The sequence below is a fragment of the Donghicola sp. genome (genome assembly GCF_025210255.1).
GTDB lineage: Bacteria > Pseudomonadota > Alphaproteobacteria > Rhodobacterales > Rhodobacteraceae > Donghicola > Donghicola eburneus.
In genome coordinates this window covers 195,415-222,186 of record NZ_JAOARZ010000026.1, presented here as the reverse complement: position 1 = coordinate 222,186, position 26,772 = coordinate 195,415, and the positions used below count along the sequence as shown (strand labels likewise).

Sequence of the window (26,772 nt, the reverse complement as noted above, 5' to 3'; positions counted from 1 at the left end):
CGACGACGTCACGGACACCTCTAGCGCGACCGGCACCGGTGACAGCGCGACCGTCACACCCCTGACCCGCGCCCCTGCGATCACTGTGAGCAAATCCGTCGCCCACACCGATAGCGACAGCGACGGCGCAGTGAGCCTTGGCGATACGCTCACCTACACCGTCACCGCCGAGAATACCGGCAACGTCACGCTCAAAGGCGTCGCTGTAGAAGAGGACTTTGCACGTCAGGACGGCACGCCCCTATCGCCTGCATTGCCTGCGCTGACCTTTACCAGCGGGTCGGATATGGATTCCCTGCTTCCCGGCGCAGAGGGCGTCCTGTCCTTTGCCCACGTGGTGACGCAGGAAGATGTAGACGCGGGCGGCGTGACGAACAGCGCGACGGCGACCGCGTGGCACGACGCAGACCAAAATGCAAAACGCCGCAAGAATGGCAGCGAAGATATTTCTGACACCGTGGACCAAGCCATCGACACTCCGATCTTCGGCACCCCTGCCATTGCGCTCCGCAAATCAGGCGTTTTGAACGATGACGATGGCGTGCTTGGCACCTCTTTGGGCGACACAATCACCTATCTTCTAGAGGTGAAGAACACCGGCGACGTCACTTTGACCAATGTGCAGGTCAATGATCCGCTGTTTGGTGGGACTGTGCCGCAAACCATTGCGTCGCTCGCACCAGGTGCTGTCGATAGCGTCACATTCGAGCTGACCTACGACGTGTCGATCCCCGATCTGGACCGCGGCTATGTGTCCAACCTGGCTACCGCAAGCGGAACTGCGGCCGCAGCCGTGGTCAGTGATCAGTCCGGCCCGACCTTTGACACGGACAAAGAAATCATCACCTTCCTTGGGTCGATTTCAGGCCACGTGACGGATGGGCAGAATGCCAAAGCCGGTGTGACTGTGATCCTGATCGACTCGAGTACGGGGCAAGAGGTTGCAACCACCGAGACCGGTAGTGATGGCGCTTATGCCTTTATCCAGCTTGAGCAAGGGACCTACGCGATTTGTTTTGTCCCGCCCGAAGGCGCGGCCGTCCACTCGCATTCGAGCAAAGGGGCCGCAAACGGCGACTTGGTCGAAGGCATTGAGGTCGCCGCTGGCGCAGACCGTGTTGTCAATGACGTGGACGCAATCGTGGTCGACCCCAGTGGTGTTATCTACGATGCGATCAGCCGCGCACCGATCCAAGGGGCCACCGTCACCCTGCTGCACAATGGCAGCGCCGTGCCTGACAGCTGGCTGAACACCGTGGCGGGCGACGCGAACAACGTCGTGACAGGCGCAGATGGAATGTATTCGTTCCTGTTGCAGTCACCCGCCCAAACCGGCACCTACTCGTTAGAGGTCAGCCACCCGAGCTATAGCTTCATCTCCCAGATCATTCCGCCTCAGGCAGGGTCCTTGACCACGTCGCTCGGCTTCGGAGTTGAAGAAATCGTTGCCTCGGTCGATGCACCGGACGCAGCAACCGGAGACGAAACCTACTATTTGGCCTTCGACTTCACCTTTGGTGACTGGACCGATCAGGCAACCCTGTCCAAGGGTGTGATCCATAACCACATCGCTATGGACCCAGCCAGTTTCTCGACCGGTCTGCGTGTCACCAAGGTGGCCGATGACAGCGCCCTGTCCGAGAGGCCCGCAGTTGGCGAAGTGATCAACTACACCATCACGGTCGAGAACACGGGCGATCTGGACTACGACACAGTGGTTCTGGACGATCCGCTGACCTCGAACGAGACGTTGACCGCTGTGGCAGGCGTCACCGATGATACCGTGCTAAACGCTGGCGAGACATGGACTTATACGGCGAGTTATGCGCTGACCTCGTCGGATCTGCGGCGCGGCAAAGTCGAAAACCTTGCCACTCTGTCGGCGGATCTGATTGCGGGTTCGAACGCTGTCACCGGCGCGACCCCGACGGGCACCGACTTGGGCGGCACGTATGTATACGAGAGCGCACCAACTGGGAACACAAGCGAAGGCACAGGCAATGGCACCGCAACGGTCACGAAGCTGAGCGCCGGCCTGATCGACCAGATCAAGGACGACCTGATCGCCGTAATCGAGGACGACATCCGCGTGACGATGCAGCGCCAAACCGAAATGGTCTCTGGCTGGCGGGCAAGTGCGCTCGAGCGGATGAAAACGGCCATCGAAGATCGCTCCGCGCTGCGATCCTATGAGACCAAGGACCCACTCAGCGGAAGCATCGAAGCATCGGCTGGCGCCTTTGCCTTGGACACCACGTACGAAAGCGAACGTTTCGATGCGGAAAGCCTGACGTGGACGATTAACGCGGCGGATCTGGTCTTTAGCCAAGACGAAGCGCTGGGAACGCAGCTGATGCTGACCTTCAACCACCGCCGTGAAAAGCTGCACGACAGCGATCGTCTATCGGGCCGCTACATCGGCGGCTATGTCACGCGCACCACGGTCGATACTCTGGCAGAGGGCGAAATCAACGGCTTTGGCCTGAATGCGGGTCTCTACGGCGCGAGCCGCCCTTATCAGCAGCTGTTCTTCGATTATCACCTTGGGGCGGTTGCGGGCAAACATAGCTACGACCTGGACTTCGCACGCGATCAGACCATCAACGCCACAGGAGACTTCACCTACTTTGGCGTGACCGGCGGTGTTGCCCTGTCGGGCGAAATGAAGGCCGGAGACACGATTATCGAACCGCGTATTGGTCTGGACGGGTTCTATACGCCCGAAACAAGTACCGACGTGACGGCCACCAGCGGCCCCTTCACCGAAGATGCCAGCTTGGACATCGGCAGCGTTTCGAGCGGACGCCTCTTTGTCGAGGCACGGTTCAGCAATGACCTGACCCAAGCGCATGACGGCCAAGGCCTGTGGGATGGGTTGGATGCAGAAACGGCGTTTACCTTGCGGGCGTTCTGCGATGCCTTTGACGACATGGACACCCGCTGCGGAGCCGGCGCGGGCTTCGATTTTGTCAAAGAAAACGAGGACAAAACGCACCTGCAGAAGCTGATGCTGAACGTTGATAAGTCAGGCGATCATGTGATCGCTCGCATCGGATTTGGGCTCGAGCGCCAGTTTGCCAAAGGTGCTGGAACCAGCAGCCTGAACATGCGCGCCGATCAGATGGGCAATCCAACAGTCGAATATGCGGTGACCCTGGACTTCTAACGACGTTCTAACCCTATTTTTCCGAGAATGGCCCGCCAATGCGCGGGCCATTTTGCGTTTGGGATCATGAGGCCAGCTCATAACAAAGTCGAAAAGCATGAATTATGCTTTGGACTGCCCGCATGTTAGGCCCCTGCGTAGAAAGCAGGTGCCCTTATGAACTCTCCCTCGCTGCCGCGCAGCCCCTCCTATGATGCCCTCATCCAAGCCGCCGACGAGCGGATCTTGATCCTTGACGGAGCCATGGGAACGATGATCCAGACCCTGAATATGACCGAAGAGGATTTTACCGCGAACGGTCACATTCACGGACCCAAATGCAGGCACCATTCGGACCAACCTCAGAAGGGCAACAACGACCTGCTTGTCCTGACCCAGCCTCAGGCCGTCGAAGATCTGCAACTAGATTTTGCTCTGGCCGGCGCTGATATCCTCGAAACCAATACGTTTTCTTCGACCACCGTCGCGCAGGCCGACTACGGTTTGGAAAACGCAGTGCATGATCTGAACGTCGCAGGTGCGCAGGTGGCCCGCCGCGCCGCAGACCGCGCCACCGCGCAGGACGGCAAACCCCGCTGGGTGGCGGGCGCAGTGGGACCGACCAACCGCACAGCCTCCATCAGCCCTGACGTGAATGACCCCGGTTACCGCGCCGTGACCTTTGATGATCTGCGTAGCGCCTACGGCCAGCAGATCGACGGGCTGATCGCGGGCGGCTCTGACCTGATCCTGATCGAGACGATTTTCGACACGCTGAACGCCAAAGCCGCAATTTTCGCAGCCTTTGAAAGCTTTGCCAAAGTGGGTCGGCAACTGCCCATTATGATCTCGGGCACCATTACCGATGCATCGGGGCGGACGCTTTCGGGGCAAACGCCCACGGCCTTCTGGCACTCGGTCCGTCATGCGCGGCCCTTCACGGTGGGTCTGAACTGCGCCCTTGGCGCAGACGCCATGCGGCCCCATCTGGCGGAACTGGCGGGTGTTGCAGACACCCGCATATGCGCCTACCCCAACGCGGGCCTGCCCAACGCCTTTGGCCAATACGATGAAACGCCCGAACAAACCGCCAAACTGGTTGAGGTCTTCGCCCGCGAAGGTCTGATCAACGTGGCGGGCGGCTGCTGCGGCACCACGCCTGACCACATCCGCGCCATCGCGGAACATGTCGCCCCCTACGCCCCCCGCCAGATCAAGGAGACCGCCGATGTCTAAACCTCTTCTGCGTCTTTCCGGTCTGGAGCCCTTTGTCCTGACCCCCGACATTCCCTTCGTCAACGTGGGCGAACGGACGAACGTCACCGGCTCGGCCAAGTTCCGCAAGCTGATCACCAACCGCGACTATGCCACCGCTTTGGACGTGGCCCGCGATCAGGTGGAAAACGGCGCGCAGATCATCGACGTGAACATGGATGAAGGTCTGATCGACAGCAAACAGGCGATGATCGACTTTCTGAACCTAATCGCCGCCGAGCCCGATATCGCCCGCGTGCCGATCATGATCGACAGTTCCAAATGGGAGGTGATCGAGGCCGGCCTGAAATGCGTGCAGGGCAAGCCGGTGGTGAACTCGATTTCGCTGAAAGAAGGCGAAGAAGCGTTCATTCACCACGCAAGCCTCTGCCTTGCCTATGGTGCAGCGGTCGTGGTCATGGCCTTCGATGAGGCAGGCCAGGCCGACACCCTTCAGCGCAAGATCGAGATTTGCGAACGCGCCTATAAGGTGCTGACCGAAAAGGTCGGCTTCCCGCCCGAAGACATCATCTTTGACCCCAACGTCTTTGCGGTCGCCACCGGCATCGAAGAGCACAACAACTACGGCGTCGATTTCATCGAGGCCACCCGCTGGATCCGCCAGAACCTGCCCCACGCCCATGTGTCGGGCGGCGTGTCGAACTTGTCGTTCAGCTTCCGCGGCAACGAGCCTGTGCGCGAGGCAATGCACGCGGTCTTCCTCTATCATGCCATTCAGGCGGGCATGGATATGGGCATCGTCAATGCCGGTCAGCTGGCGGTGTATGACCAGATCGACCCCGACCTGCGCGAGGCCTGCGAAGATGTGGTTCTGAACCGCACCCCAGACGCGACAGAAAACTTGCTGGAGATCGCAGAACGCTATCGCGGCGCGGGCGGTGGCAAAACCCGCGAAAAGGACATGTCCTGGCGCGAGTGGCCCATCGACAAGCGGTTGGAACATGCCTTGGTCAACGGGATCACGGAATTCATTGACGCAGACACCGAAGAGGCCCGCCAACAGGCAGAGCGCCCCTTACATGTGATCGAAGGCCCGTTGATGGCCGGCATGAACGTGGTCGGGGATCTGTTTGGCGCAGGCAAAATGTTTCTGCCGCAAGTGGTAAAATCCGCCCGCGTCATGAAGCAGGCCGTGGCCGTGCTCCTGCCCTATATGGAAGAAGAGAAGCGCCAAAACGGTGGCGATGGCCGCGAGGCGGCGGGCAAAGTCCTGATGGCCACGGTCAAGGGAGACGTCCACGATATCGGTAAGAACATCGTCGGCGTGGTTCTGGCCTGTAACAACTACGAAATCATCGACCTTGGCGTTATGGTCCCACCCCAGAAAATTCTGGAAGAGGCCCGCAAGCATAACGTCGATATCATCGGGCTTTCGGGTCTGATCACGCCGTCCTTGGACGAAATGGTGCATCTGGCGACCGAGCTCGAAAAAGAAGGCTTCGACGTGCCCCTTCTGATCGGCGGCGCAACTACGTCGAAGGTGCATACGGCAGTAAAAATCGCCCCGCAGTACCAACGCAATCAAGCGATCTATGTAACCGACGCAAGCCGTGCGGTGGGCGTGGTGTCTGCCTTGCTGAGCGATACGCAGCGTGATGAATACGTCGCGGGCATCCGCTCGGACTACACTGAGGTCGCCGAGCGTCATGAACGGGCGGAATTGGCCAAGCAGCGATTGCCCTTGGCCGCAGCCCGCGCGAACGCCATGCAAATCGATTGGACAGATTACACTGTTCAGGCTCCAAAGTTCACGGGTCAGCAAGTCATCGACGACTGGGATCTGGCGGAGATCGCGCGCTACATCGACTGGACGCCGTTTTTCCAGACTTGGGAGCTCAAGGGCGTCTACCCCCGCATACTAGAGCATGAGAAATACGGCGAGGCGGCGCGCAACCTTTTTGCCGACGCGCAGGCGATGCTTCAGCGGATTATCGAAGAGACGTGGTTCAAGCCCCGCGCCGTGGTCGGCTTCTGGCCCGCGAACCGTACGGGTGACGACATCCAGCTGTATACCGACGACGCTCGGACCCAGCCGCTTGATGTGCTGCACACCCTGCGTCAGCAGACCTCAAAGAGGAAAGACAGCCCTAATCTTGCGCTGGCCGATTTCGTCGCGCCCGAGGGCACGCCTGACTATGTGGGCGGTTTCGTGGTCACTGCGGGCCCCCAAGAGGATACGATTGCCAAAAAATTCGAAGACGCTGGTGACGATTACAGCGCGATCATGGTCAAGGCATTGGCCGACCGCTTTGCCGAAGCCATGGCCGAGATGCTGCATCAGCGTGTACGCCGCGATTACTGGGGCTACGCCAAGGATGAAACCTTCACGCCAGACGAGCTGATCAAAGAGCCGTATTGCGGCATCCGTCCCGCACCCGGCTATCCTGCTCAGCCCGATCACACTGAAAAGGTAACACTTTTCAAACTGCTGGATGCAGAGGCCAACACCGGCGTCGCGCTAACAGAAAGCATGGCCATGTGGCCCGGCGCGTCGGTCAGCGGCCTCTATATCGGGCATCCGGACGCTTATTATTTTGGCGTGGCCAAGGTAGAGCGCGATCAGGTCGAAGATTACGCCGCCCGCAAAGGCATGGAAGTGGCCGAAGCCGAGCGCTGGCTCGCCCCAATCCTGAATTATCGGAGCAGCCCCGTAGCGTCCCAAGTCGCGGCAGAGTAACGGCACATTTCGGCCCATAGCCCCGCACGGCGGCCCACACGTCCGGACGGGGCTGACCGCCATCAGACCATGGTCTAATTTCGTCCCTGATCGAGTCTCCATAGCCTGCGATCAGGGAGGAAAATTCATGCGTTTCAGAACCGTCGCGGCTGTGTGGCTTGCGGGGCTCATCCCGTTGTCGGGGCACGCCCAAGGCTTGGACATCAATGTCCACTTTCTGCGCGAGCAGACCGAAGAGATCGCGACGCTCTCGAATCTCGACCCTCGCCCCGAAGACCTGAGCATTCAGGGCGCCGAACTTGCGATCAAAGACAACGCGACCACCGGAAAATTCCTGAAACACGGGTATAGCTTGACCCTGCATGACGTGCCCGTGGGCGATGATGTCGTCGCTGCCGCCAAGACGGCCCTGCAGACCTCTGACCTGTTGGTCACTGATGTGTCGTCGGATCTTTTGCTCAAGATTGCAGACCTACCCGAGGCTGAAAACGCCTTGATCCTGAACGCCACAGCCGAAGATAGCGCTTTGCGCGATGAGGCCTGCCGCGCAAACGTGCTGCACACCGCGCCGGCGCTGGCCATGCGGACCGATGCGCTGATGCAGTACTTTCTGTTCAAGCGCTGGGGAAAACTGGCGATGATCGAAGGCACCTACCCTCAGGACACCGCCTATGCCGAGGCTTTGCGATATTCGGCCACCAAATTCGGTCTCAAGTTCGGCGAAACCAAAATCTGGGCCTTTGATGCGGATATGCGCCGGAACGCGGCGGCCGAAGTGCCGCTCTTTACCCAAGACTTGCGCGACTATGACGTCCTTCTGATTGCGGACGAGGCCGAGGATTTCGGGCGTTATGTGGCCTATAACACGTGGCTCCCCCGTCCGGTGGCGGGCAGCGAAGGAATCTCTCCCCAAGTTTGGGCACCTGTGGTCGAACAGTGGGGCGCCGCGCAGCTGCATTCCCGCTTCGAAGAGCTTGCGGGCCGCAGCATGGAGCCCGAAGATTACGGCGCATGGGCTGCCATCCGCAGCATCGGAGAGGCCGTGACCCGCACGAACGCCGCCGATGCGCCGACCCTGCGCAATTATATGCTTTCGCCTGATTTCGCGCTGGCGGGATTCAAGGGAACGCCGCAAACCTTTCGCGATTGGAACGGCCAGATGCGCCAACCCGTGCCGCTGGTCACCAGCCGCGCTATGGTGATGCAGGCCCCCCTGCCCGGCTTCATGCACCAAACCAACGAACTCGACACCTTGGGCGTGGACGCGCCCGAAAGCTCCTGCACCGCTTTCAAGGAATAATCATGCGTATCTCGACACTTGCTGTGATAGCCGCGATGGCCGCACACCCTGCCTTGGCCGATGAAATCTGGGTTACGAACGAAAAAGACGATACAGTCAGCGTGATTGACATCGAAACGATGGAGGTCAGCCACACCTACGAAACCGGCGAGCGCCCGCGCGGGATTACCTTTAGTCACGACTACAAATACGTCTACATCTGTGCATCCGACAGCGACGCAGTACAGGTGATGGACCCCGCCACTGGCGAGATTCTGCATGACCTGCCATCGGGCGAAGATCCCGAGCAATTCGTCCTGCATCCCGATAACAAGCACCTTTATATTGCCAACGAAGACGATGCGATCACCACGGTTGTGGACGTCGAGACTCGCAAGGTGATTGCCCAGATTGACGTTGGCATAGAACCCGAAGGCATGGCTGTCTCGCCCGACGGTAAGATCGCGATCACGACCTCTGAAACCACGAATATGGCGCATTGGATCGATACAGAAACGCAGGAACTGTTTGCCAATACGCTGGTGGACTCGCGCCCGCGCCACGCCGAATTCGTGAAAGACGGCGCCGAGATGTGGGTCAGTGCAGAGATCGGCGGCAGCATTTCGGTCTTTGACACCGCGACACAGACGGAAAAAGCCAAGATCCGCTTCGAACTGCCGAACATCCATCCCGATCGCATCCAGCCCGTGGGCTTTGAACTCGGCGAAGGGGACAAGTTCGCCTATGTCGCGCTGGGGCCATCGAACCATTTGGCCGTCGTAAATGCCGAGACCTACGAGGTCGAAGACTACATTCTGGTCGGTCGCCGCGTTTGGCACATGGCGTTCAACGCCGACAAGTCGCGCCTGTTCACCACTAACGGGATTTCTGGCGATGTTACGGTCGTGGACGTAGCCAAACGCAAAGCGCTGAAAACAATCAAGGTTGGTCGCTTCCCGTGGGGTGCCGCCTTCCGCCCGACCAACTAACGGAGCAGACCTATGAGAAAATTCATCACGATGCTAGCGATCGCGGCCACCTTGCCCATGGCTACGATGGCAGATGACGACGACGATGATGACATGAAGTTCGGCATGGCCGGTCTGTTGTCCGCCAAAAACAAGCATGACCTCGAACCGATCCAACTCAGCGCGGGCATGCCGCTGACTTCGGAACCTTGGGTGCTGAAATCCGGCAGCTATTACGAGTTCGAAATTCAGGGCGACGGCAGTCAGGAATTGGCGCTGGTCGGCCACGAATTCTTCCGCGCGATCTGGATCGACGAGATCGTGGTCGAAGGTCTGGAAATCCGCCCCCTCGGACTTGATTCCATCGAGTTTGACGAGGCCGGCGAGATGGAAATCGGCTTTATCGCGCTGAAGCCCGGCTCTTACTACATCAAGATTCCCGGCAGCACGGGCGAGACCCAGCGTCTCGACATCACCATCGAATAAACCGTGTCCAAATTGCGGAATTTTTAGCTGGGTGCATCACAGGTGCACCCGCATAAATTGCCTGTCCAAAGATGCCGACCGACACTTGCTGCGTCAAAGACGGCACCCCATGACTTGCGCGCAATATCTACGTCCGAAGGGACAATCTTGGCAATTGACTCAAGGGGTCCAATTGCCCATTACAAACGTGTGAACGGTTCTGCAACGCGCGACACGGCGCAGCAGAAGTAAAAGGGAACACGGTGCGGCGTACCCATCAGGGACCAAAACCGTGGCTGCCCCCGCAACTGTAAGCGGAGAGTGCGTCCAAGGGGCCACTGAGGATCATCCTCGGGAAGGCAGGACAGCACATCGACCCGCGAGCCAGGAGACCTGCCGTCACAGGGTCGGGAAACCGGCCTTACCCAACCGGACGCCGGGGTGAGCGTCTGGCTCGGCAGGTTTAAACATCTACCGTGTCCAGCTTCCCTTCTGTCCTTTCATCCGTGGGCTTTGCCCGCACGCCTGAAAGGTATGATATGACTTTGAAACTTACAGCGGCAGCGATGACGGCATTGCTCCCCTATACCGCGCAGGCGCATTTCGTCCTGCCCTATGCAGATGACACCCAGATCGCGCGGCCCGGCGATGTGCCAGTGGCACTGGTCTTCTGGCACCCTTTTGACAACGGTCACGTCATGGACATGGAGACGCCGCAAGCGTTCTATATGATCCATCACGGCGAAAGAACCGACCTGATGAACCGTCTCGAGCCAACCAATTTCCAAGGCGCCGAGAACACAGGTGCGGCCTTCAGAGCCTCTGTCCCCGTCAAACGCTCTGGCGACTATGTGCTGGTGACCGAGCCGGTCCCCTATTACGAACCCAGCGAAGACAAATATATTCAGCAGTTGACCAAGGTGGTGTTCAACCGCAACCAACTGCCTACTGACTGGATGGCACCGGTCGGTCTATCTACCGAGATCGTGCCTCTGGTCAAACCCTATAACGTGATCGCAGGCTCATCATTCACCGGTCAGGTCCTGTCCGAAGGCCAGCCCGCGGCAGGGATCGAGATCGAAATCGAATACGTCGCCGCAGCGCCTGATATTGACAGCTTTGCCGCGTCGGCGCCGACTGTGCAGCCCATGCCGGGTGGCTCTTTGGTCGCGATTTCGGACGAAAACGGATACTTCACCTTTGGTGTGCCTAAGGCAGGCTGGTGGGGCTTTGCCGCGCTCGGCTCTGGCCCCGCAACCGAACATGATGGCAAAGAGCTCAGCCAAGATGCCGTGCTCTGGATCAACGCCTACGATATGGAGTGAACCATGCATATCGTTGACGGAGCGCTTTCGAACCCTGTTGTTATCGCCGGAACGGCCATGGCCATTGGCGGTATCGCGATGGGGCTCAAGCAATTGACCCTAGAGCGTATCCCCGCGACTGGCATCCTGTCGGCCAGCTTCTTTGTCGCCGCGCTCATCCATGTGCCGATCGGCCCTTCCTCGGTCCATCTGGTGCTGAACGGGCTGGCGGGGCTGATCCTAGGATGGGCGGCGTTTCCGGCGCTCTTCGTTGGGCTCTTGCTTCAAACGGTTTTCTTTGGCTTTGGCGGGCTGACGGTCATCGGCGTCAATCTGTTGAACATTGCAGCGCCCGCGGTACTGGCTTGGCTGCTCTTTGGGCGACTGGTGGAACGCGGAACCCCGATGTCCGGCGCGATTTGGGCCGGTGTCGGTGGTGCGTTTTCCATCGCTGCGACTACGATCTTTGTCGCGTTTTCGTTGGCTTTAACGGGGGACGAGTTCATTCCTGCGGCCAAGTTGGTGCTGCTGGCCCACATCCCCGTCATGGTGATCGAGGCCCTGCTGACCGGCGCAGCGGTCTATCTGGTGCGTCAAGTGCGGCCCGATCTCTTTACCGCGGTCAAGGGGGTCGCCCCATGATCCGCGGGCTCGCTCTGATCTTTGCACTCCTTGCGATGCCCCTGCCCGCAGCCGCACACAAGGTGATCTTTGCGATCTTCAAATCCGGCGATGTTGTCGAAGGGGAACTCGGGTTTTCCAACGGCGACATGTCATCTGGCGCTGTGATTGAGGCATTCGACAGCGCAGGCAACAAAATCGGCGAGGCCATCACGGACGCAGACGGGTTCTTTGTTTACGCTCCGACACAAGAGATCACCCATATCTTCAAGGCTGATATGGGCGCAGGTCATGTGGCCCAGGCCGAAATGACCGCAGATGACATCGCAGATATCCTCGGCGTGGCCGCTGCAGAAGAAACCGTTGCCAAAAGCACCACCCCCGCATCGCCAACCACAACAGGCGGGGTCACCGTTGCGTCCTTGTCCAGCGAAGAGCGTTTGGCGATTGCCGAGGCCGTGCGCGACGAGATGCGCCCACTGCGCCGCGAACTAGCGGCCTACCGCGAAAAGAATGACCTTCAAACAATTCTAGGCGGACTAGGCTACATCTTCGGTCTGTTCGGCCTGTATTTCTACATCGCGGCGCGCCGCCGGATGGAGGGTTAAGGGATGAGCGATCGGTTGACCAACCCCGAGAAAACACTTCGGATAGGCCCCATGATGACAATGGGGCACATTCCGGATCTCGACCCGCGCATGCGGATCGTCTTGGCCGCCCTCTTCGCTGTGGTTGTTGTATCCCTGTCCGACCTGATCGCCTTGTGTCTGGCCGTGCTCGTCGCAGTCACACTGCTACCCTTGTCTGGTTTGCCTGCAAAACGCACGTTCAAGCGCATGGCAGCTATGGACGGTTTCATTATCTTTACCCTGATCCTACTGCCGTTTTCCGTGCCGGGAACACCGATGTTCACCTTTCTCGGCTTTGATGCCTCGTGGGAGGGGCTGCGCCAAGCGGTCGAAATCGCGCTGACCGCGAATGCTGTCATCCTCGCACTCATGTGTCTGGTCGGCTCGATGGAGCCTGTCACTATGGGGCATGCCTTGCACGCCCTGCGGATGCCTGAACAACTGGTGCAACTGTTAATGTTCACCACACGCTACATCGAGACCCTGCGCGAAGAGTACATGCGCCTGCGCGCCGCGATGAAGATGCGCGGTTTCCGCCCTGGCACCAATTGGCACACCTACCGCAGCTTTGGCTATCTGGTCGGGATGATGCTGGTCCGCGCGCTAGAGCGGTCCGAGCGCGTTCTTGGTGCCATGAAATGCAGGGGCTTTACGGGGCGGTTCGTGCTGCTAGAACAATTCCGGATGACGGATCGGGATTGGCTGTTTGCTGCGCTGATGACGGCCGCATCCGTCTTTCTGCTTGTGGTCCAATTCCGCCATGCCTTTGCTTGAACTTCGCGACATCGCCTTTGCCTATCCGGCCCACGCGCCTGTGCTCGAGGGCGCAAACCTGACCATTCACGCAGGCGAACGGCTGTCCATCGTTGGACCAAACGGCGTGGGAAAATCTACACTTCTGAAGATTGCGGTCGGCCTGCTGCGACCTAGCAGTGGTCAGGTTCTGGCCTTTGGCCAAGAGCGCCGGACAGAAACCGAATTCGCCGAAGTGCGCCGCCGCATCGGCTACGTGTTCCAAGATCCGGACGATCAACTCTTTTGTCCAACGGTGGCCGAGGATATCGCCTTTGGCCCGTTGAATTTGGGCAAATCGCGCGACGAAGCTTTGGCCATCGTCGATGATATCCTGCAACAACTGCATCTGACACACCTGCGGGACCGGATCACCCATCGCCTGTCAGGCGGGGAAAAACGCTTGGTGACGCTGGCTACCGTCCTTGCGATGGAGCCCGAAATGCTGCTGCTGGACGAACCGACAAATGCACTGGACGTGGAGAACGAGGCGCGCTTGATCGAGATCTTGCAGAACCTGCCCCAGGCTATTCTGCTGATCAGCCACAACCCCGAATTCAGCGCCAAGATCGCTCCCCAAGGCTACGGACTGAGAGCGGGCAAGTTGGAACGGCTGGCTGGCTAAGGTTAGACCGCCGCAGAAGCGCGGCGTGTCTGGATCGACTTGCGTACGAACGCCACGATGAACAGCGCCGTGAGCACCAAGATGATGGTCGGCGCAGGAGCGCTGTCGATAAAGAAGCTCAAGTAGACCCCGCTGACCATCGACACCGCGCATACCACCACCGAGACGATCAGCATGTGCTTGAGGCTGCGCACAAGCAAGAATGCGATCGCGCCCGGCGCGACCAGAAGTCCGATGGCCAAGATCAGCCCCGTTGCGGACAGCGTGGACACCACGGTCAGCGATAGGATCGCCAGCAAGCCATGGTGCAGCCAGCCGACGGGCAACCCCGACACCCGCGCCTGCGCCGGATCAAAGGCATGCAGCATAAAGTCCTTCCATTTCAGGATGAGCACAGCGGCTACAGGCAGCGATATCGCGCCTGCCGTCCACAGGTCCTGCTCCCCGACCCCCAGCATGTTCCCAAAGAGGATGTGATCGAGGTGTACGTTGGTGTTGATCGCGACATACATCACGATACCCAAAGCAAACATACCAGAGAACACGACGCCGAGCACGGTGTCCTGCTTGATCCGACTGTTTTCGGTCAGGTAGCCCGTCGCAAGCGCGGTAACCATACCCGCCGCAAAGGCGCCGATGATCAGCGAAAGCCCCAAGATATAAGCCAAAACGATCCCAGGTAAGGTCGCGTGACTGACCGCGTCGCCCATCAAAGCCCAGCCCTTTAGCACCAAAAAGCAGGACAGAAGCGCTGTCGGCACCGACACAATCAAAGCAATCCAGAATGCATTTTGCATGAACGGAAAGATGAAAGGCATGAGCAGCGTATCGAGCATTAAGTTTGCTCCTGCTGCAGGGCTGCGGCGGCCTGACGTCGCGCGGCCAAGACGCCATGTTTTGGGGCCCAAACAAAGACCGCAAGGAAGATCAGTGTTTGGAGCACCACGATCACTCCACCCGTCGCGCCGTTCAGGAAATAGCTGATGTAGGCACCCGCGAAACTGGTGATCGCGCCAATCAGCACAGATGTCACAATCAGACGCGGGAAGCGATCACAGAGCAGGTACGCCGTCGCGCCCGGAGTCACCACCATCGCGATCACGAGGAACGCGCCGACGGTCTGCATCGCGGCCACCACGCACGCCGACAGCAAGGTAAAAAAGACCCCTTTGAGCAGTCCAGGCCGCAGGCCAATTGACCGCGCGTGGCTTTCGTCAAAAAACGTGACCATCAAGTCTTTCCACTTGGCCAGCAACACCGCCAGCGAGATGAACCCGATCAACGCCAATTGGAGCGTATCTTCGGGCGTGATCGCCAGTATATTGCCCATCGTGATCGTCTGGATCGACACCGAGATCGGACTGACAGAAGCCATGAACAGGCCCAGCCCAAAGAAAGAGGTAAAGATAATGCCGATGATCACATCAGCCTTGAGCCCCGACCGATCCGCCAAAAACAGCATGGCCGCTGCCGCCAGACCGCCGGAAAAGAACGCGCCCAAAGCAAATGGCAGTCCCAGCATGTAGGCCCCAGCAACGCCAGGCACGACCGAGTGAGACAGGGCGTCACCGATCAACGACCAGCCCTTGAGCATCAAGTAGGACGACAGGAAAGCGCAGACCCCGCCAACCAGCGCCGACACCCACATGGCATTCATCATATATCCGTAGCTGAATGGTTCTAGCAGGACACTCATGACTTGCGTTTCGCCTTTCGGGTCCGATCGCCGTATTGCACAAGCGGGCGTTCGTCATCGCTAAAGATCGAGACATGCCGTGCGTCTTCGTCATCGTGCAGGTCAGTGCCGCCCAGAGTGAAGTGCCGTAGGACGCCGCCAAACGCCGCCTCAAGGTTCTTGCGATTGAAGGTGGTGTCTGTGGGGCCGTATGCCAACACCGTCCCCTTGACCAGCACCGTGCGGTCACAAAACTCGGGCACAGATCCCAGATTGTGGGTCGAGACCAACATCACGCGCCCCTCTTCGCGCAATTCACGCAAAAGAGCGATGATCTGATCTTCGGTCTTTACGTCTACACCGGTAAAGGGTTCGTCCAGCAAAATCACCTGACCATCCTGCGCCAAGGCGCGGGCAAGGAAGACACGCTTCTTCTGACCGCCCGAAAGCTCACCGATCTGGCGATGGCGATAGTCCTGCATGTTCACCCGAGTCAGCGCCGCATCGACGGCCTCGTGATCCGCTTTGGACGGTCGGCGCAGGAACCCCATGTGGCCGTAGCGGCCCATCATAACCACATCCTCAACCAACACGGGAAAGGTCCAGTCGACCTCCTCGGACTGGGGAACATACGACACCAGATTGCGCTTGAGGGCCTCCTTGACGCTAAGCCCGAGCAACCGGATATCGCCGCGCGCCACAGGGACGAAGCCCATGATCGCCTTGAACAAGGTCGATTTGCCCGCGCCATTGACTCCGACCAGCGCGGTGACAGTCCCTCGCGGAATCTGGAAACTGGCGTCCCGCAACGCCGTATGCCCGTTGCGGTAGGTGACAGTCAGATCCTGAGCGTCAATCCCGTCTCCGAGATGCGTCTCGCCGGACATTTTAATGTCGTGCTTCATTTGGACCATTCCATCAAAACTCGTGTCGCCCATGCAGGCAATGCTCATGCCGCATCATCAGTTGGTGTCCGCGGTCAGCCCGTCAACAACCGTTTGCGCTGTCACCTTCAACAGGTCGAGATAAGTGGGCACCGGCCCGCCTTCTGGCGATAAACTGTCCACGTAAAGCACGCCGCCATAGGCCGCGCCAGTCTCTCTGGCCACTTGTTCTGCGGGCGAGGTGTTCACGGTGCTCTCGCAGAACACCACTGGGATGTTGTTCGACGTCACGCCGTCGATCACCGAGCGCACCTGTTGAGGAGTGCCCATCTGGTCCGCGTTCATCGGCCAGAGGTACAGCTCCTTCATCCCGAAATCGCGAGCCAGGTAACTGAATGCCCCTTCACAAGTCACCAGCCAGCGCTGCTCCTCGGGAACCGAGGCAATCGCTTGCCTTAGGGGCTCTAGCGTCTCGCGCAGTTCAGTCTTGTAGGCATCAGCATTGGCAGCATAGGTCTCCGCGTTTTCGGGGTCATGCTCGGCAAAGGCCTTCGTGATGTTATCGATGTAGATCAGAGCATTCTCTAGGCCCATCCACGCATGTGGGTTGGGCTGCCCTTCGTAGGCGCCCGCCGCAATCGGGATCGGGTCAATACCTTCGCTCAACGTCGCCGAGGGGATATCGCCAAGGTTGCTGAGAAACTGTTCGAACCAAAGCTCCAGATTCAGGCCGTTCCACAAGATCAGGTCCGCGTCGTAGGCGCGGACAATATCGCGCGGGGTGGGCGCATAGCCGTGAATCTCTGCACCCGGTTTCGTGACGGACACGACCTCGGCCGTGTCACCCGCCACGCGGCTCGCCATATCCGCAAGGACGGTAAAGGTCGTGACCACCTTCATCTGATCGGCCTGTGCGGCCCCACCTGCAAGTGCCCCGATCGCGGTGACACACATCAGGCTCTTCAGTTTCATCATGCTCATTTACCCTACTTTCCATCAGCACGCTTGGACAGGTGCCCACAGCCGCGCTTCATTCTCTTGGCAAAGAGATAACGCAGAGCGTTAGCATTGCAATTGCAAATCACTCGCAAAAACACCTTCAGTGTTAATGCATTCGCAACTTTCTGCGCATTGCATAGACATTTGCCCGATTTTACATCGCATGACCGGTTGCGTTATGTTATCTTATCACATAACAACTCTATCAGTTGAAACACGCGACGCGCGCGGTCATAACCCTTTTGCGCGACAAGGACGACATACCCATGAAATCAATTTCCGCAGCCCTTCTGGCATCCACGCTTGCGACACCCATGGCCGCACAAGTCACACGTGACATGGACGCCCACCAACACGGCGTCAGCACGCTAGAGATCGCAATCGAAGGGCAATCTGTCTCCATGTCTCTGACGGCCCCTGGAATGGATCTGGTTGGTTTCGAATATGAGGCCGAAACAAATGCGGACAAGGCTGCCATCGACAGCGCGTTAAAGCTGCTGGCAGAGCCTGCGAACGTGATTCAGATGCCCGAAACCGCTGAGTGCACGATGACCGAAGCCGAGGCGCATCTCGCGGATCACCACGACGAAGAGCATGGGGGCGAAGAGCGCGCGCATGAAGACGAACACAGCCACGAGCATGAGCACGATGATGGCGACGGCCATACCGAGTTCCACGCGCACTACGGCTTTACCTGCGCGGCACCAGAGGCTGTGACCGAAGTGACATTCCCCTACTTCGATCAGTTCGAAAACGCCCAAGAAATCGAAGTCGTCTATGTCACTGACCAAGGCGCAGGCACAGCCGAAGCCACGCGCGCAACCCCGAGCATCCGCCTGAAATGACCCAGACACCCGCTTTGGCTCTGACAAACGTACAGTTCGGCTGGCAAAGCCGAGGCGGGTTTACTTTGTCGTGCCCATCGTTCGAAGTCGCCCAAGGAGAGAGCGTGCTCTTGTTGGGCGAGAGCGGATCTGGGAAATCGACACTGCTGTCGCTGATTTGCGGGATCATCACCGCGCGTTCCGGCACCGTCGCCGTGGCAGGCCATGATCTAGGCCCCTTGCGTGCAGGACAACGCGATCGGTTCAGAGCCGAGCAGATTGGCGTAATCTTCCAACAATTCAATCTGCTGCCTTATGCTAGCGTCGCCGATAATATCGCGCTCCCTCTGCGGTTCGCACCGAGCAGGCGCAAGCGTGCAGGGGACATCCCCGCGACCACTACGACCCTTTGCCGTGATCTAGGATTGCCAGAGGACGCACCGCATCTCAAAGCAGGGCAGCTTAGTGTGGGCCAACAGCAACGGGTTGCCGTAGCGCGGGCGCTGATTGGGCACCCGCCCCTGATTGTTGCGGACGAGCCCACATCGGCGCTGGACGCAGCGACCCAAGAGAGCTTTTTGAAACTCATGTTCAATCAGGCGAGGCAGTCCCACGCGTCAGTCTTGATGGTGAGCCACGACGCCCGCCTCGCGACCCATTTTGATCGTGTAATTGACCTGAGCGATATCGTGACAACCCAGAGGAGCGCGGCATGATCCTGCGATTGGCTTTTGGCTCTCTGCTGGCGCGCGCATTGACCGTCGGGATGACGATCCTTGCGATTGCGCTGTCTGTTACGCTGTTTATGGGGGTGGAAAAGGTTCGCACAGGCGCGCGCGCCAGTTTTGCTGATACGATATCGGGGACCGACTTAATCGTTGGCGCACGATCTGGATCAGTACAACTGCTGCTGTATTCTGTCTTCAGGATCGGAAACGCCACGAACAACGTCAGTTGGCAGAGCTATCAAGACATCGCTGCACGGCCCGAGGTGGACTGGATCGTGCCCATCTCTTTGGGTGACAGTCATCGCCAGTTTCGGGTCATGGGCACGACGCCACAATTCTTTGACCGCTACCAGTATCGCGGTGGCCGTGCGCTGGATTTCGCGTCAGGCCATGGCCTGAGTGACCTGTATGACGCTGTCATCGGCGCGGATGTGGCGGCAACGCTCGGCTATCGGGTCGGGGACCCGATTGTCGTCTCGCACGGCATCGCATCGTTTACCCAGCACGAGGATCAGCCCTTTCGCGTTGCGGGCATCGTTGCCAAGACCGGCACCCCCGTGGACCGCACCGTCATTGTCGGTCTGAACGCAATCGAGGCGATCCATGTGGACTGGCAGAGTGGCGCGAAGACGCGCAACACCACACCGGTCGAGGCGATCCGAGCTATGGACCTGACCCCAACCGCAATCACCGCCGCGCTGGTTGGCACGAAGTCCCGTCTGCAAATCTTTGGCCTGCAACGCTGGGTGAACGAGTACGCCGAAGAGCCACTGCTCGCAGTAATGCCCGGCGTTGCCCTACAGGAGTTGTGGCAAATCGTTGGCGTGGCCGAGACGGCGCTTATCGCCGTGTCAGGTATGGTGGTCGTGACCGCGCTGCTGGGAATGATGGCGATGATCTTTGCCTCCCTGAACGAACGCAGGCGCGAGATGGCGATCTGGCGCGCGATGGGGGCAAGCCCTGTGACGATCCTAAGCATGTTAGTGCTGGAAGCGATGCTTATGACGGCAATCGGGGCCTGCTTGGGGATTGTGCTACTCTATGGCGGGCTTGCATTCGCGCGACCATATATCGATGCCGCATTCGGGCTCTGGTTGCCGATTGAGCCCCCCACCACCCAAGAGGCGTTGGTGTTGTTCGGGGTTGTTGTCGCGGCGGCAGTAGCCAGCCTGCTACCAGCATTGCGGGCTTATCGTTTGTCTTTGGCCGATGGCATGGTTGTGCGGATATAATCGGTCCACCATATAGGGGTAACCGACACGCAATCTTTGGATGGCACGATGCTCCTGACACGCAGAACCTTTTGCACAAGTCTAGCCGCTGTAGCGCTAACCGCGACGGCACTTCGAGCAGAAGCTGTGTTTGACTTAGAGTGGACCGATCTCGTCCCCGCAGATGATGCCACCGCTCGAAACCCTTTGCGCGGAGTGATGCCCCATGACGAGGCTGGTCCCGCCGCCAGCCAACCGGTGTCTTCTGGCGTGAAAACCGACTGGAACGGTCAAATCGTGCGGATGTCCGGTTTTGTAGTGCCGATCGACTATTCAGGAACAGGTGTGACGGCTTTTCTTCTGGTCCCCTATGTCGGGGCCTGTGTGCACGTTCCGCCTCCGCCCGCGAACCAGCTGGTGTTGGTTTCAACCGAAACCCCATACGAAAGCAAAGGCTTGTTCGAGCCGGTCACAGTCACCGGCATGTTTGGGACCGCCTCTGTCGCGACCCAATTGGCGGATGTGGGATACGCTCTGTCTGCCGACGCGATCGAACCCTACGAAGGCTAAGGCGCTCAGATGCGTCCCAATCGGTTCTCCTCATCAACAACAGACAGTCCGTCCTCCCACTTCCACAGGACTAGGTTCAGGTTCGCCTCAGCTGCACCTGGCGCGTAACTGCGCACCAACAGAGCGACAAAGCCATCGGCCATGAGCGCCCGTGCAAAATCTTGCGTCGGAACGGCCCGCCCGTCCAACATCGCACTGCGCCACCCGCGGTCCGCGAGCCCATCCTCCGTCATCCCATAGGCGTGCAGAGCGGCTGTCTCTCGTGTGTCGAAAACTGGTCCAAGATCGGCGCGATACTGGACAAGGGTTGTCGGCTGCAGATCGCCAACCTGATTGGCCTCTCGCAAGGCTGTGGCCGGATCCAGTGCGGTGTAAAGAGTATCGCAACCTTTGGGGTTGAACCGCCCGCCATAGAGCCCCGCGCCCCGACCGGACAATGGATCGCGCGCATAGACAGGGTTAAGAGCCCGATAAAGCGGCCCCTCATACCGCCCATTTTCCAAGGGCATCAGGCGTAGACACCCGCGTCGACTGCATCGATATACTCAAGAACCTGCTGCGCTTTGCCCTCTTGGACCAGCTGCATCGCCGTGCGCCCGTCGAAACCCGCCAAAGGCTCTGACCGATACCATGCGTATGCCATCAAGTCCGACCCAAAACGCGGCTGCACCTTATTCAAAACCTCAACGAGTTCACGCAGCCGGCGCTGGGTTTTGTCTGACTGGATGCGAGCACGGCGCTGAAGCGCATCTTTGCCCAGCCCAACGGTTTGCGCGACCTCCTCGCTCGAGGTGCGCAGGACGGAGGCGATCTTCTTGGGCTCAAACAGCCCGCCCTCGGCATATTGCAGGATCGTCATAATAGCCATCCATTATCAGATATTATGACACTACATAGCGTCACTATCACCGAATGTCAAGGTCTTCACCCAAGGCGCACCTATGCGGAGCCCCACACGAGCCGCACGTTACTCTGCTCGCGTGGCATTTCCGACAATAGTCTCAGAACAAACACATACGTGAACGTATAGGCTCTTCCTGATTGTGAAACTCATGGTAATTGGCAGCGCATGGACATTGTTATCATTACCACGATCATAGCATCTCTTTTTCTGGTGATCGGCGCGGCTGAACCGCTCGCCGCGCGGCTCCGACTGCCGTTCAGCGTCATTCTGGCGGTCGTCGGAACTCTTATTGGTGTCGGCGCGATCTTTTTTCTACAGACGGAACTGACAGACGCGCTGAATCCAGTGGCAGAGGCGATCCTTGGCCTGCCGATCCGGTCCAACGTCTTCCTCTATGTTTTCCTGCCAACGCTGCTGTTCCAAGCCACCTTGGGCATGAACCTACGGCGCATGATGGACGATTGGGTGCCCATCCTATTGCTGGCCGTGGTCGCTGTCGTTGTCGCCACCCTGAGCGTTGGCTACGCCCTGTCCTATGTCAGCGGCCTGCCGTTGGCGGCGTGTCTGCTGATCGGCTCGATCGTCTCGACCACCGACCCGTCGGCGGTTGTCTCGATCTTTCGCTCGATTTCAGCACCCCAAAGACTGGCCCGCATCATCGAAGGCGAAAGCCTACTGAATGACGCCGCCGCCATTGCCTTGTTCGGTCTGTTCATGGGCTTTGTCATGCTCGGCGTGCCCGACCCCCAACTTGGCGAAGCCGTGGCCCGCTTCCCCATGTTGATCGCGGGGGGGGCCTTTACCGGATGGGTACTGGCACGACTCGCGGTGCGTGTGATGGCCCTGTTCAACCAGCATGAGTTGGCGCAATTGTCGATCTCTGTCGCTCTGCCCTATCTGGCCTACATCGGCGCTGAGCAATCGGTTGGAGCCTCGGGTGTGATTGCGGTCGTGGCGGCAGGTCTGACCCTGAACCTGACCGCACCAGGGCGCCTGCAGCCCCGAACATGGACCAACATGCGAGAGCTTTGGGACGTGCTCGCCCATTGGGCCGGCGCGCTCATCTTTATCCTTGCCGCTTTGTTAATCCCGCGGCTCCTCGGCGGGATACATCTCACCGATGTTGCACTGATCGGAGTTGTGGTGCTCGCGGCGATTGCGGCGCGTGCTGTGATCCTGTTCGGCCTGCTTCCCCTGCTGACTTTGATGCGCGCGTCACCGGCGGTCGAGCGGCCCTACCGCGTCGCCATCCTGTGGGGCGGTCTGCGCGGAGCAGTCACGCTAGCACTGGCTCTGGCCGTAACCGAAAGTTTCCGCGTTCCCGACGAGACCAAGCGCCTTGTCGGCATTCTTGCGACGGGGTTCGCGCTGTTTACCTTGATCGCGCAAGGTACAACGCTGCGTTGGATCATCGGTCGGCTCGGTCTCGACCGTCTTTCACCGATTGACGAGGCGCTGTCCCGTCAAGTGGTTGCGGTCGCGCTACAGACCGTCCGCGAAGAGGTCTCTCGCACGACCGAGAACTACGAACTCAGCCGCGACATCGTCCGGTCCGAGGCCAAGCATTTCGGTTCGCGTCTCGATAACGCAGTCAAAAATGCCGAGGCCAGCGCCAACATTCTGGACCGCGACCGCATTACACTGGGTCTGATTTCGCTGGCAGGCCACGAGCGCGACACTATTCTGGCCCGTGTCCACGAACGCACCATCTCTGCGCGTATGGCAGAACAAGTCCTGTTTCTGGCCGACCGCCTGCTCGAGGTCGCACGCGCCCAAGGTCGCAGTGGCTATCAGCGCGCCGCCCGCCGCAGCGTCGCCTATGGCGCGTCATTCCGCCTGAGCGTGATGATGAACAACAGGCTCGGCATGTCAGGTTTCCTCGCGCGAATGACGGCGGACCGGTTCGAATTCCTATTGTCTCAGCAGCTGATCCTGCGCGATTTGGGCAAGTTCATCGACGGCCGCATCCGGCGCATCCACGGGCGGCGCGTAGCGGATCTGCTGCAAGAAATGCTGAACCGCCGGATTGATCTGGTCGAAACCGCGCTCGACGGTCTTCGCCTGCAATATCCTGGCTACGCCGAGGAGCTAGAACGCCGCTTTATCCGCCGCACTGCCTTGCGCCTCGAAGAGCGGGAATACACCGCGATGCGCGATGACGGGCTGATTGGTGCCGAAGTCTTTACCACATTGATGCAAGATCTCGCAGCCCGCCGCGCCGCCGAAGAAAAGCGTCCAAAGCTCGACATCGCTCTGCGCCGCACTGATCTGGTGCGCCGGCTGCCATTGTTTGCCGATCTCGATGCAGCAACGCTCAAACGCCTCGGTCGCGCGCTGCGCACCACCTACGTGGACGCTGGCGAGACCGTGACACGCAAGAACCGGCCAGCCAAGACCGTCTACTTCATTGAATCTGGCGCCGTCGAAGTCGAGGTCGGCGGCCAGACCCGCCGCCTTGGCCGCGGCGAGATGTTCGGGCAGATGGCGCTGTTGGCCAACAAAGCCACCCGCGCCGAGGTCAAGGCGATCGCCCCTTCGACCCTGCTCGCGCTGGACGAAATGCCATTCCGCAGACTCCTGAAACGCAGCAAAGCGATCCAAGCTGCCGTACGGGACATCGCCGTCAAACGCGGGATTGATCCGGAAACGCTCCTGCCGGCGCCAAACAAGAAAAAGGCCTCCTGACGCGAAGCGCCGGAGGCCTACAGCCGTCGATTGGGCTTTCTTTAGTTTCCAAAAGCGCGGCTGGTGCCACGCTCCAGATATTCGCCATCGGTCGGCGCCCCTAAAACGTCACCTTCTTGGGCAATTGTCTCGCCTCGCAAAATAGTGCGGACAGGCCAACCTTTGACCGCAAGCCCTTCGTACGGCGTGTAATCACAGTCGTGGTGCATCAGGGATTGGGAAATCGTGACTTCGCGCTCCGGGTCCCAGAAGGTTAGGTCTGCATCCGCGCCCACGGCGATAGTTCCCTTTCTTGGGTACAGGCCAAAGAGTTTCGCGGGATTGGTCGCAGTAAGTTCGACAAACCGCTCAATCGAAATGCGGCCCTTGCTGACGCCTTCGGAGAACAGGATCGGCAAGCGCGTTTCGACGCCCGGAATACCATTCGGCACCCATTTGAAATTGGTGCGCGCGCCGGGGACATCCTTGCCCTTTTCGTCTTCGAACCGGAACGGGCAGTGGTCGGAAGAAAAGATGTCAAAGGTCCCGTCGCGCAGGCCTTCCCAGATGGCCCTCTGACTATCCAGGTCACGGGGCGGCGGCGAGCATACGTATTTCGCGCCTTCAAAGTCCATGTTCAGACCTTTCAGGTCATCGGCGGTCAGTGCGATGTATTGCGGGCAGGTTTCGGCATAAACGTTCATTCCGCGCTTCTTGGCCCACTGGATTTGCTCCATCGGGTCGCGTCCCGATACGTGGACAATCGTGATCGGCACATCAGTCAATTCTGCATGGGAGATGGCGCGGTGGGTGGCTTCACGCTCGACACTCTGGGGACGGCTTTCAGCGTGGTAGTAGGGCGCGGTTTTACCGGCCTCTTCCAGACGGCGGGCCATGTATTTGATCGCGTCGTAGCCTTCGGCGTGAACCATGACCATCGCCTTTTCACGGCGGGCCACGTCGAAAACTTCGATCAGCTCGCGGTCGTTCAGAACCATGTCGTCATAGGTCATAAAGACCTTGAAGGACGTGTAGCCAGCCTTGACCAGCGCGGGCAGTTCCTGCCCCAGAACCTGCGGGGTGGGGTCGGTGATGATCAGGTGGAACGAGGTGTCCACATAGCACTTGTCCTTGGCCGCAGCATGGTAGGCATCGACAGCCTCGCGCAGGGACTGACCCTTTTGCTGTAGGGCAAAGGGCATGACGGTGGTATTCCCGCCCGCTGCGGCAGAGCGCGTGCCACTCTCGAAACCGTCGGCCATGACCACGCCACCGCCCTGAGACTGTTCAAGGTGCACATGCGCGTCGATCCCGCCCGGCAAAACCAGCAGGCCTTTGGCGTCGATATCCTGCCGCGCCAGTCCGACATTTTCGGCGATCGCGACGATGCGCCCTTGGCGGATGCCGATTTCGGCACGGATGCGGTCACCGGCGGTAACGATTTCGGCGTTGCGGATAGCGATATCGAGCATTGGGTAATCTTTCAAAAAACGTCGGGGCCTGCTGACGAACGGAGGGGGTGCAGGCCCCGACTGGGGGTAACTTAGTTGGTCAGCGCTTCGAACAGCGCCTTCTGGCCATCGGTGGTCAGCTCGGATTCATAGAGTGGCTTCGACGCCTCGATGAACGGAGCGGTATCGGGTTCGGTGATGTTCACACCTTTTTCGCGGAAGCTATCCAGCAGGGGCTGTTCCTGATCCACTACGTACTGACGCTGCCAAGTTGCGGCTTCGGAGCCAGCCTCGAGCAGAGCGGACTGGATATCCTCGGGCAGTGCGTCGAACTTGGACTTCTGCATGGTGATCGGGGCGGTCATGTTCAGCCAGCCAACCAGCGCGAAGTTGGGCGCAACTTCGTAGAACTTCATGCCATCATAACCGGTCGAGGCACCTTCGGCGCCGTCAACAACGCCCGACTGCAGCGCGCCGTAAAGCTCCGAGTAGGACATCGGGGTGGGGTTCGCGTCGTATTCACGGAAGGCGCTGACGTGCACGGGATTCTGCATGGTGCGGATTTTCATGCCCTCGAGATCTTCGATCGAGTTCACGGGGTTCGCGGTCATCAGGTGGCGGATGCCCGACGAAAAGACTGCCAGCAATTCGAAACCGGACTCGTTTGCCGCCTCTTCCATCATGCCCCAGTTCGCGTCGACCTTCTCACCAAGCGCGGGGATCGAGGGGAACAGGAAGGGCAGGTCGAACACTTTGTAGTCTTCGACGTAGTTCGACAGCATCGCGTTCGAGGTCATGGCGATATCGACGGTGCCCATCATCACGCCTTCGACGGTTTGCTGTTCGTCACCCAGCTGGCCACCTGCGTAGATTTCAATGGTCGCAGCGCCGTCGGTTTTTTCTTCGAGCAGGTCTTTCATCTTTTGCAGACCCATGTCCTGCACTTCGTTCGCAGCGTTGGTGTGCGCGGCCTTGAAGGTGTAGTCTGCAGCGAAGGCAGGCACGGCAGCTGCCAGAGCGGCGACGGCGGCAAAAGTGGTGAATACGGTTTTCATGGTAGTTCCCTGTTGATGTTTTGGTTG

The 26,772-nt window shown here is 59.3% G+C and carries 24 protein-coding genes and 1 riboswitch; of the genes, 16 read left to right on the top strand and 8 right to left on the bottom strand.

Annotation, left to right across the window (positions count from 1 at the left end):
• From N4A58_RS13225 to N4A58_RS13175, 11 genes are all read left to right on the top strand, one after another.
• Positions 1-3,166: SdrD B-like domain-containing protein (locus tag N4A58_RS13225; protein ID WP_293710322.1), on the top strand; the 3,166-nt coding region annotated here is incomplete at its 5' end.
• Positions 3,167-3,322: 156 nt separating this feature from the next.
• Positions 3,323-4,381 carry a homocysteine S-methyltransferase family protein gene (locus N4A58_RS13220; protein WP_293710320.1) on the top strand — a complete coding sequence of 353 codons (1,059 nt, stop codon included), beginning with the start codon at positions 3,323-3,325 and terminating at the stop codon, positions 4,379-4,381.
• Entirely contained in the window at positions 4,374-7,097 is a 2,724-nt protein-coding gene (gene metH / locus N4A58_RS13215) for a methionine synthase (RefSeq protein ID WP_293710318.1), read from the top strand. The genes N4A58_RS13220 and metH overlap by 8 nt, the downstream gene beginning before the upstream one ends.
• Before the next feature lie 127 nt (positions 7,098-7,224).
• Positions 7,225-8,397: an ABC transporter substrate-binding protein gene (locus tag N4A58_RS13210; protein WP_293710316.1), complete on the top strand. Its 1,173-nt coding sequence runs from the start codon at positions 7,225-7,227 to the stop codon at positions 8,395-8,397.
• A gap of 2 nt (positions 8,398-8,399) precedes the next feature.
• Positions 8,400-9,365, top strand: a complete 966-nt coding sequence (locus N4A58_RS13205) for a YVTN family beta-propeller repeat protein (protein ID WP_293710314.1) — start codon at positions 8,400-8,402, stop codon at positions 9,363-9,365.
• A gap of 12 nt (positions 9,366-9,377) precedes the next feature.
• On the top strand, positions 9,378-9,830 hold the full coding sequence (locus N4A58_RS13200) for a hypothetical protein (RefSeq protein ID WP_293710312.1): 453 nt from the start codon (positions 9,378-9,380) through the stop codon (positions 9,828-9,830).
• A 177-nt stretch (positions 9,831-10,007) separates the two neighbouring features.
• Positions 10,008-10,225, top strand: a riboswitch (cobalamin riboswitch).
• Between the two features lie 123 nt (positions 10,226-10,348).
• Positions 10,349-11,134 carry a DUF4198 domain-containing protein gene (locus N4A58_RS13195; RefSeq protein ID WP_293710310.1) on the top strand — a complete coding sequence of 262 codons (786 nt, stop codon included), beginning with the start codon at positions 10,349-10,351 and terminating at the stop codon, positions 11,132-11,134.
• Positions 11,135-11,137: 3 nt separating this feature from the next.
• Entirely contained in the window at positions 11,138-11,755 is a 618-nt protein-coding gene (gene cbiM / locus N4A58_RS13190; RefSeq protein ID WP_293710309.1) for a cobalt transporter CbiM, read from the top strand.
• Complete coding sequence (locus N4A58_RS13185; RefSeq protein WP_367177024.1) at positions 11,752-12,342, top strand: cobalt ABC transporter permease; 591 nt, start codon at positions 11,752-11,754, stop codon at positions 12,340-12,342. Before cbiM ends, N4A58_RS13185 begins: the two co-directional genes overlap by 4 nt.
• Positions 12,343-12,345: 3 nt before the next feature.
• Entirely contained in the window at positions 12,346-13,137 is a 792-nt protein-coding gene (gene cbiQ / locus N4A58_RS13180; RefSeq protein ID WP_293710307.1) for a cobalt ECF transporter T component CbiQ, read from the top strand.
• Entirely contained in the window at positions 13,124-13,780 is a 657-nt protein-coding gene (locus N4A58_RS13175) for an energy-coupling factor ABC transporter ATP-binding protein (protein WP_293710305.1), read from the top strand. The genes cbiQ and N4A58_RS13175 overlap by 14 nt, the downstream gene beginning before the upstream one ends.
• Before the next feature lie 2 nt (positions 13,781-13,782).
• Here the strand turns inward: N4A58_RS13175 and N4A58_RS13170 are convergent, their stop codons facing one another.
• From N4A58_RS13170 to N4A58_RS13155, 4 genes are read right to left on the bottom strand one after another with little or no spacing between them, the layout of a single operon-like run.
• Positions 13,783-14,616, bottom strand: coding sequence for a metal ABC transporter permease (locus N4A58_RS13170; protein WP_293710303.1), 834 nt, complete (start codon positions 14,614-14,616; stop codon positions 13,783-13,785).
• Positions 14,616-15,476: a metal ABC transporter permease gene (locus N4A58_RS13165; RefSeq protein ID WP_293710301.1), complete on the bottom strand. Its 861-nt coding sequence runs from the start codon at positions 15,474-15,476 to the stop codon at positions 14,616-14,618. The genes N4A58_RS13170 and N4A58_RS13165 overlap by 1 nt, the downstream gene beginning before the upstream one ends.
• Complete coding sequence (locus tag N4A58_RS13160) at positions 15,473-16,360, bottom strand: manganese/iron ABC transporter ATP-binding protein (RefSeq protein WP_293710330.1); 888 nt, start codon at positions 16,358-16,360, stop codon at positions 15,473-15,475. The genes N4A58_RS13165 and N4A58_RS13160 overlap by 4 nt, the downstream gene beginning before the upstream one ends.
• A 57-nt stretch (positions 16,361-16,417) precedes the next feature.
• Positions 16,418-17,311, bottom strand: a complete 894-nt coding sequence (locus tag N4A58_RS13155; RefSeq protein ID WP_293710328.1) for a metal ABC transporter substrate-binding protein — start codon at positions 17,309-17,311, stop codon at positions 16,418-16,420.
• Positions 17,312-17,604: 293 nt separating this feature from the next.
• On the opposite strand from N4A58_RS13155, the gene N4A58_RS13150 reads away from it, so the two are divergent.
• From N4A58_RS13150 to N4A58_RS13135, 4 genes are all read left to right on the top strand, one after another.
• The gene (locus N4A58_RS13150) at positions 17,605-18,183 is read left to right on the top strand and encodes a DUF2796 domain-containing protein (RefSeq protein WP_293710299.1); all 579 of its coding nucleotides are present in this window, start codon (positions 17,605-17,607) and stop codon (positions 18,181-18,183) included.
• Entirely contained in the window at positions 18,180-18,878 is a 699-nt protein-coding gene (locus N4A58_RS13145; protein WP_092464744.1) for an ABC transporter ATP-binding protein, read from the top strand. Before N4A58_RS13150 ends, N4A58_RS13145 begins: the two co-directional genes overlap by 4 nt.
• Positions 18,875-20,122, top strand: coding sequence for an ABC transporter permease (locus N4A58_RS13140; protein ID WP_293710295.1), 1,248 nt, complete (start codon positions 18,875-18,877; stop codon positions 20,120-20,122). The genes N4A58_RS13145 and N4A58_RS13140 overlap by 4 nt, the downstream gene beginning before the upstream one ends.
• 126 nt (positions 20,123-20,248) lie before the next feature.
• On the top strand, positions 20,249-20,671 hold the full coding sequence (locus N4A58_RS13135) for a DUF3299 domain-containing protein (protein ID WP_245780485.1): 423 nt from the start codon (positions 20,249-20,251) through the stop codon (positions 20,669-20,671).
• Between the two features lie 5 nt (positions 20,672-20,676).
• On the opposite strand, the gene N4A58_RS13130 is transcribed toward N4A58_RS13135, so the two are convergent.
• A complete protein-coding gene (locus N4A58_RS13130) occupies positions 20,677-21,180 on the bottom strand; it encodes an RES family NAD+ phosphorylase (RefSeq protein ID WP_293710294.1) in 504 nt (167 codons plus the stop codon).
• Positions 21,180-21,530: an MbcA/ParS/Xre antitoxin family protein gene (locus tag N4A58_RS13125; protein ID WP_072703040.1), complete on the bottom strand. Its 351-nt coding sequence runs from the start codon at positions 21,528-21,530 to the stop codon at positions 21,180-21,182. Before N4A58_RS13125 ends, N4A58_RS13130 begins: the two co-directional genes overlap by 1 nt.
• 210 nt (positions 21,531-21,740) lie before the next feature.
• On the opposite strand from N4A58_RS13125, the gene N4A58_RS13120 reads away from it, so the two are divergent.
• Positions 21,741-24,260 (top strand): cation:proton antiporter, encoded by a 2,520-nt coding sequence (locus N4A58_RS13120; RefSeq protein WP_293710292.1) that lies wholly within the window; start codon positions 21,741-21,743, stop codon positions 24,258-24,260.
• 41 nt (positions 24,261-24,301) lie between these two features.
• Here N4A58_RS13120 and hydA read toward each other — a convergent pair whose 3' ends face one another.
• Both hydA and N4A58_RS13110 read right to left on the bottom strand, forming a co-directional pair.
• Complete coding sequence (gene hydA / locus N4A58_RS13115) at positions 24,302-25,711, bottom strand: dihydropyrimidinase (RefSeq protein ID WP_293710290.1); 1,410 nt, start codon at positions 25,709-25,711, stop codon at positions 24,302-24,304.
• 71 nt (positions 25,712-25,782) lie between these two features.
• Positions 25,783-26,745, bottom strand: a complete 963-nt coding sequence (locus N4A58_RS13110) for a TRAP transporter substrate-binding protein (protein ID WP_293710288.1) — start codon at positions 26,743-26,745, stop codon at positions 25,783-25,785.
• Between the last annotated feature and the right edge of the window lie 27 nt (positions 26,746-26,772).

Coding starts and splice junctions, on each gene's coding strand:
- N4A58_RS13220 (WP_293710320.1), top strand. CDS start 3,323: ATGAACTCTCCCTCGCTGCCGCGCAGCCCCTCCTATGATGCCCTCATC.
- metH (WP_293710318.1), top strand. CDS start 4,374: ATGTCTAAACCTCTTCTGCGTCTTTCCGGTCTGGAGCCCTTTGTCCTG.
- N4A58_RS13210 (WP_293710316.1), top strand. CDS start 7,225: ATGCGTTTCAGAACCGTCGCGGCTGTGTGGCTTGCGGGGCTCATCCCG.
- N4A58_RS13205 (WP_293710314.1), top strand. CDS start 8,400: ATGCGTATCTCGACACTTGCTGTGATAGCCGCGATGGCCGCACACCCT.
- N4A58_RS13200 (WP_293710312.1), top strand. CDS start 9,378: ATGAGAAAATTCATCACGATGCTAGCGATCGCGGCCACCTTGCCCATG.
- N4A58_RS13195 (WP_293710310.1), top strand. CDS start 10,349: ATGACTTTGAAACTTACAGCGGCAGCGATGACGGCATTGCTCCCCTAT.
- cbiM (WP_293710309.1), top strand. CDS start 11,138: ATGCATATCGTTGACGGAGCGCTTTCGAACCCTGTTGTTATCGCCGGA.
- N4A58_RS13185 (WP_367177024.1), top strand. CDS start 11,752: ATGATCCGCGGGCTCGCTCTGATCTTTGCACTCCTTGCGATGCCCCTG.
- cbiQ (WP_293710307.1), top strand. CDS start 12,346: ATGAGCGATCGGTTGACCAACCCCGAGAAAACACTTCGGATAGGCCCC.
- N4A58_RS13175 (WP_293710305.1), top strand. CDS start 13,124: ATGCCTTTGCTTGAACTTCGCGACATCGCCTTTGCCTATCCGGCCCAC.
- N4A58_RS13170 (WP_293710303.1), bottom strand. CDS start 14,616: ATGCTCGATACGCTGCTCATGCCTTTCATCTTTCCGTTCATGCAAAAT.
- N4A58_RS13165 (WP_293710301.1), bottom strand. CDS start 15,476: ATGAGTGTCCTGCTAGAACCATTCAGCTACGGATATATGATGAATGCC.
- N4A58_RS13160 (WP_293710330.1), bottom strand. CDS start 16,360: ATGAAGCACGACATTAAAATGTCCGGCGAGACGCATCTCGGAGACGGG.
- N4A58_RS13155 (WP_293710328.1), bottom strand. CDS start 17,311: ATGAAACTGAAGAGCCTGATGTGTGTCACCGCGATCGGGGCACTTGCA.
- N4A58_RS13150 (WP_293710299.1), top strand. CDS start 17,605: ATGAAATCAATTTCCGCAGCCCTTCTGGCATCCACGCTTGCGACACCC.
- N4A58_RS13145 (WP_092464744.1), top strand. CDS start 18,180: ATGACCCAGACACCCGCTTTGGCTCTGACAAACGTACAGTTCGGCTGG.
- N4A58_RS13140 (WP_293710295.1), top strand. CDS start 18,875: ATGATCCTGCGATTGGCTTTTGGCTCTCTGCTGGCGCGCGCATTGACC.
- N4A58_RS13130 (WP_293710294.1), bottom strand. CDS start 21,180: ATGCCCTTGGAAAATGGGCGGTATGAGGGGCCGCTTTATCGGGCTCTT.
- N4A58_RS13125 (WP_072703040.1), bottom strand. CDS start 21,530: ATGACGATCCTGCAATATGCCGAGGGCGGGCTGTTTGAGCCCAAGAAG.
- N4A58_RS13120 (WP_293710292.1), top strand. CDS start 21,741: ATGGACATTGTTATCATTACCACGATCATAGCATCTCTTTTTCTGGTG.
- hydA (WP_293710290.1), bottom strand. CDS start 25,711: ATGCTCGATATCGCTATCCGCAACGCCGAAATCGTTACCGCCGGTGAC.
- N4A58_RS13110 (WP_293710288.1), bottom strand. CDS start 26,745: ATGAAAACCGTATTCACCACTTTTGCCGCCGTCGCCGCTCTGGCAGCT.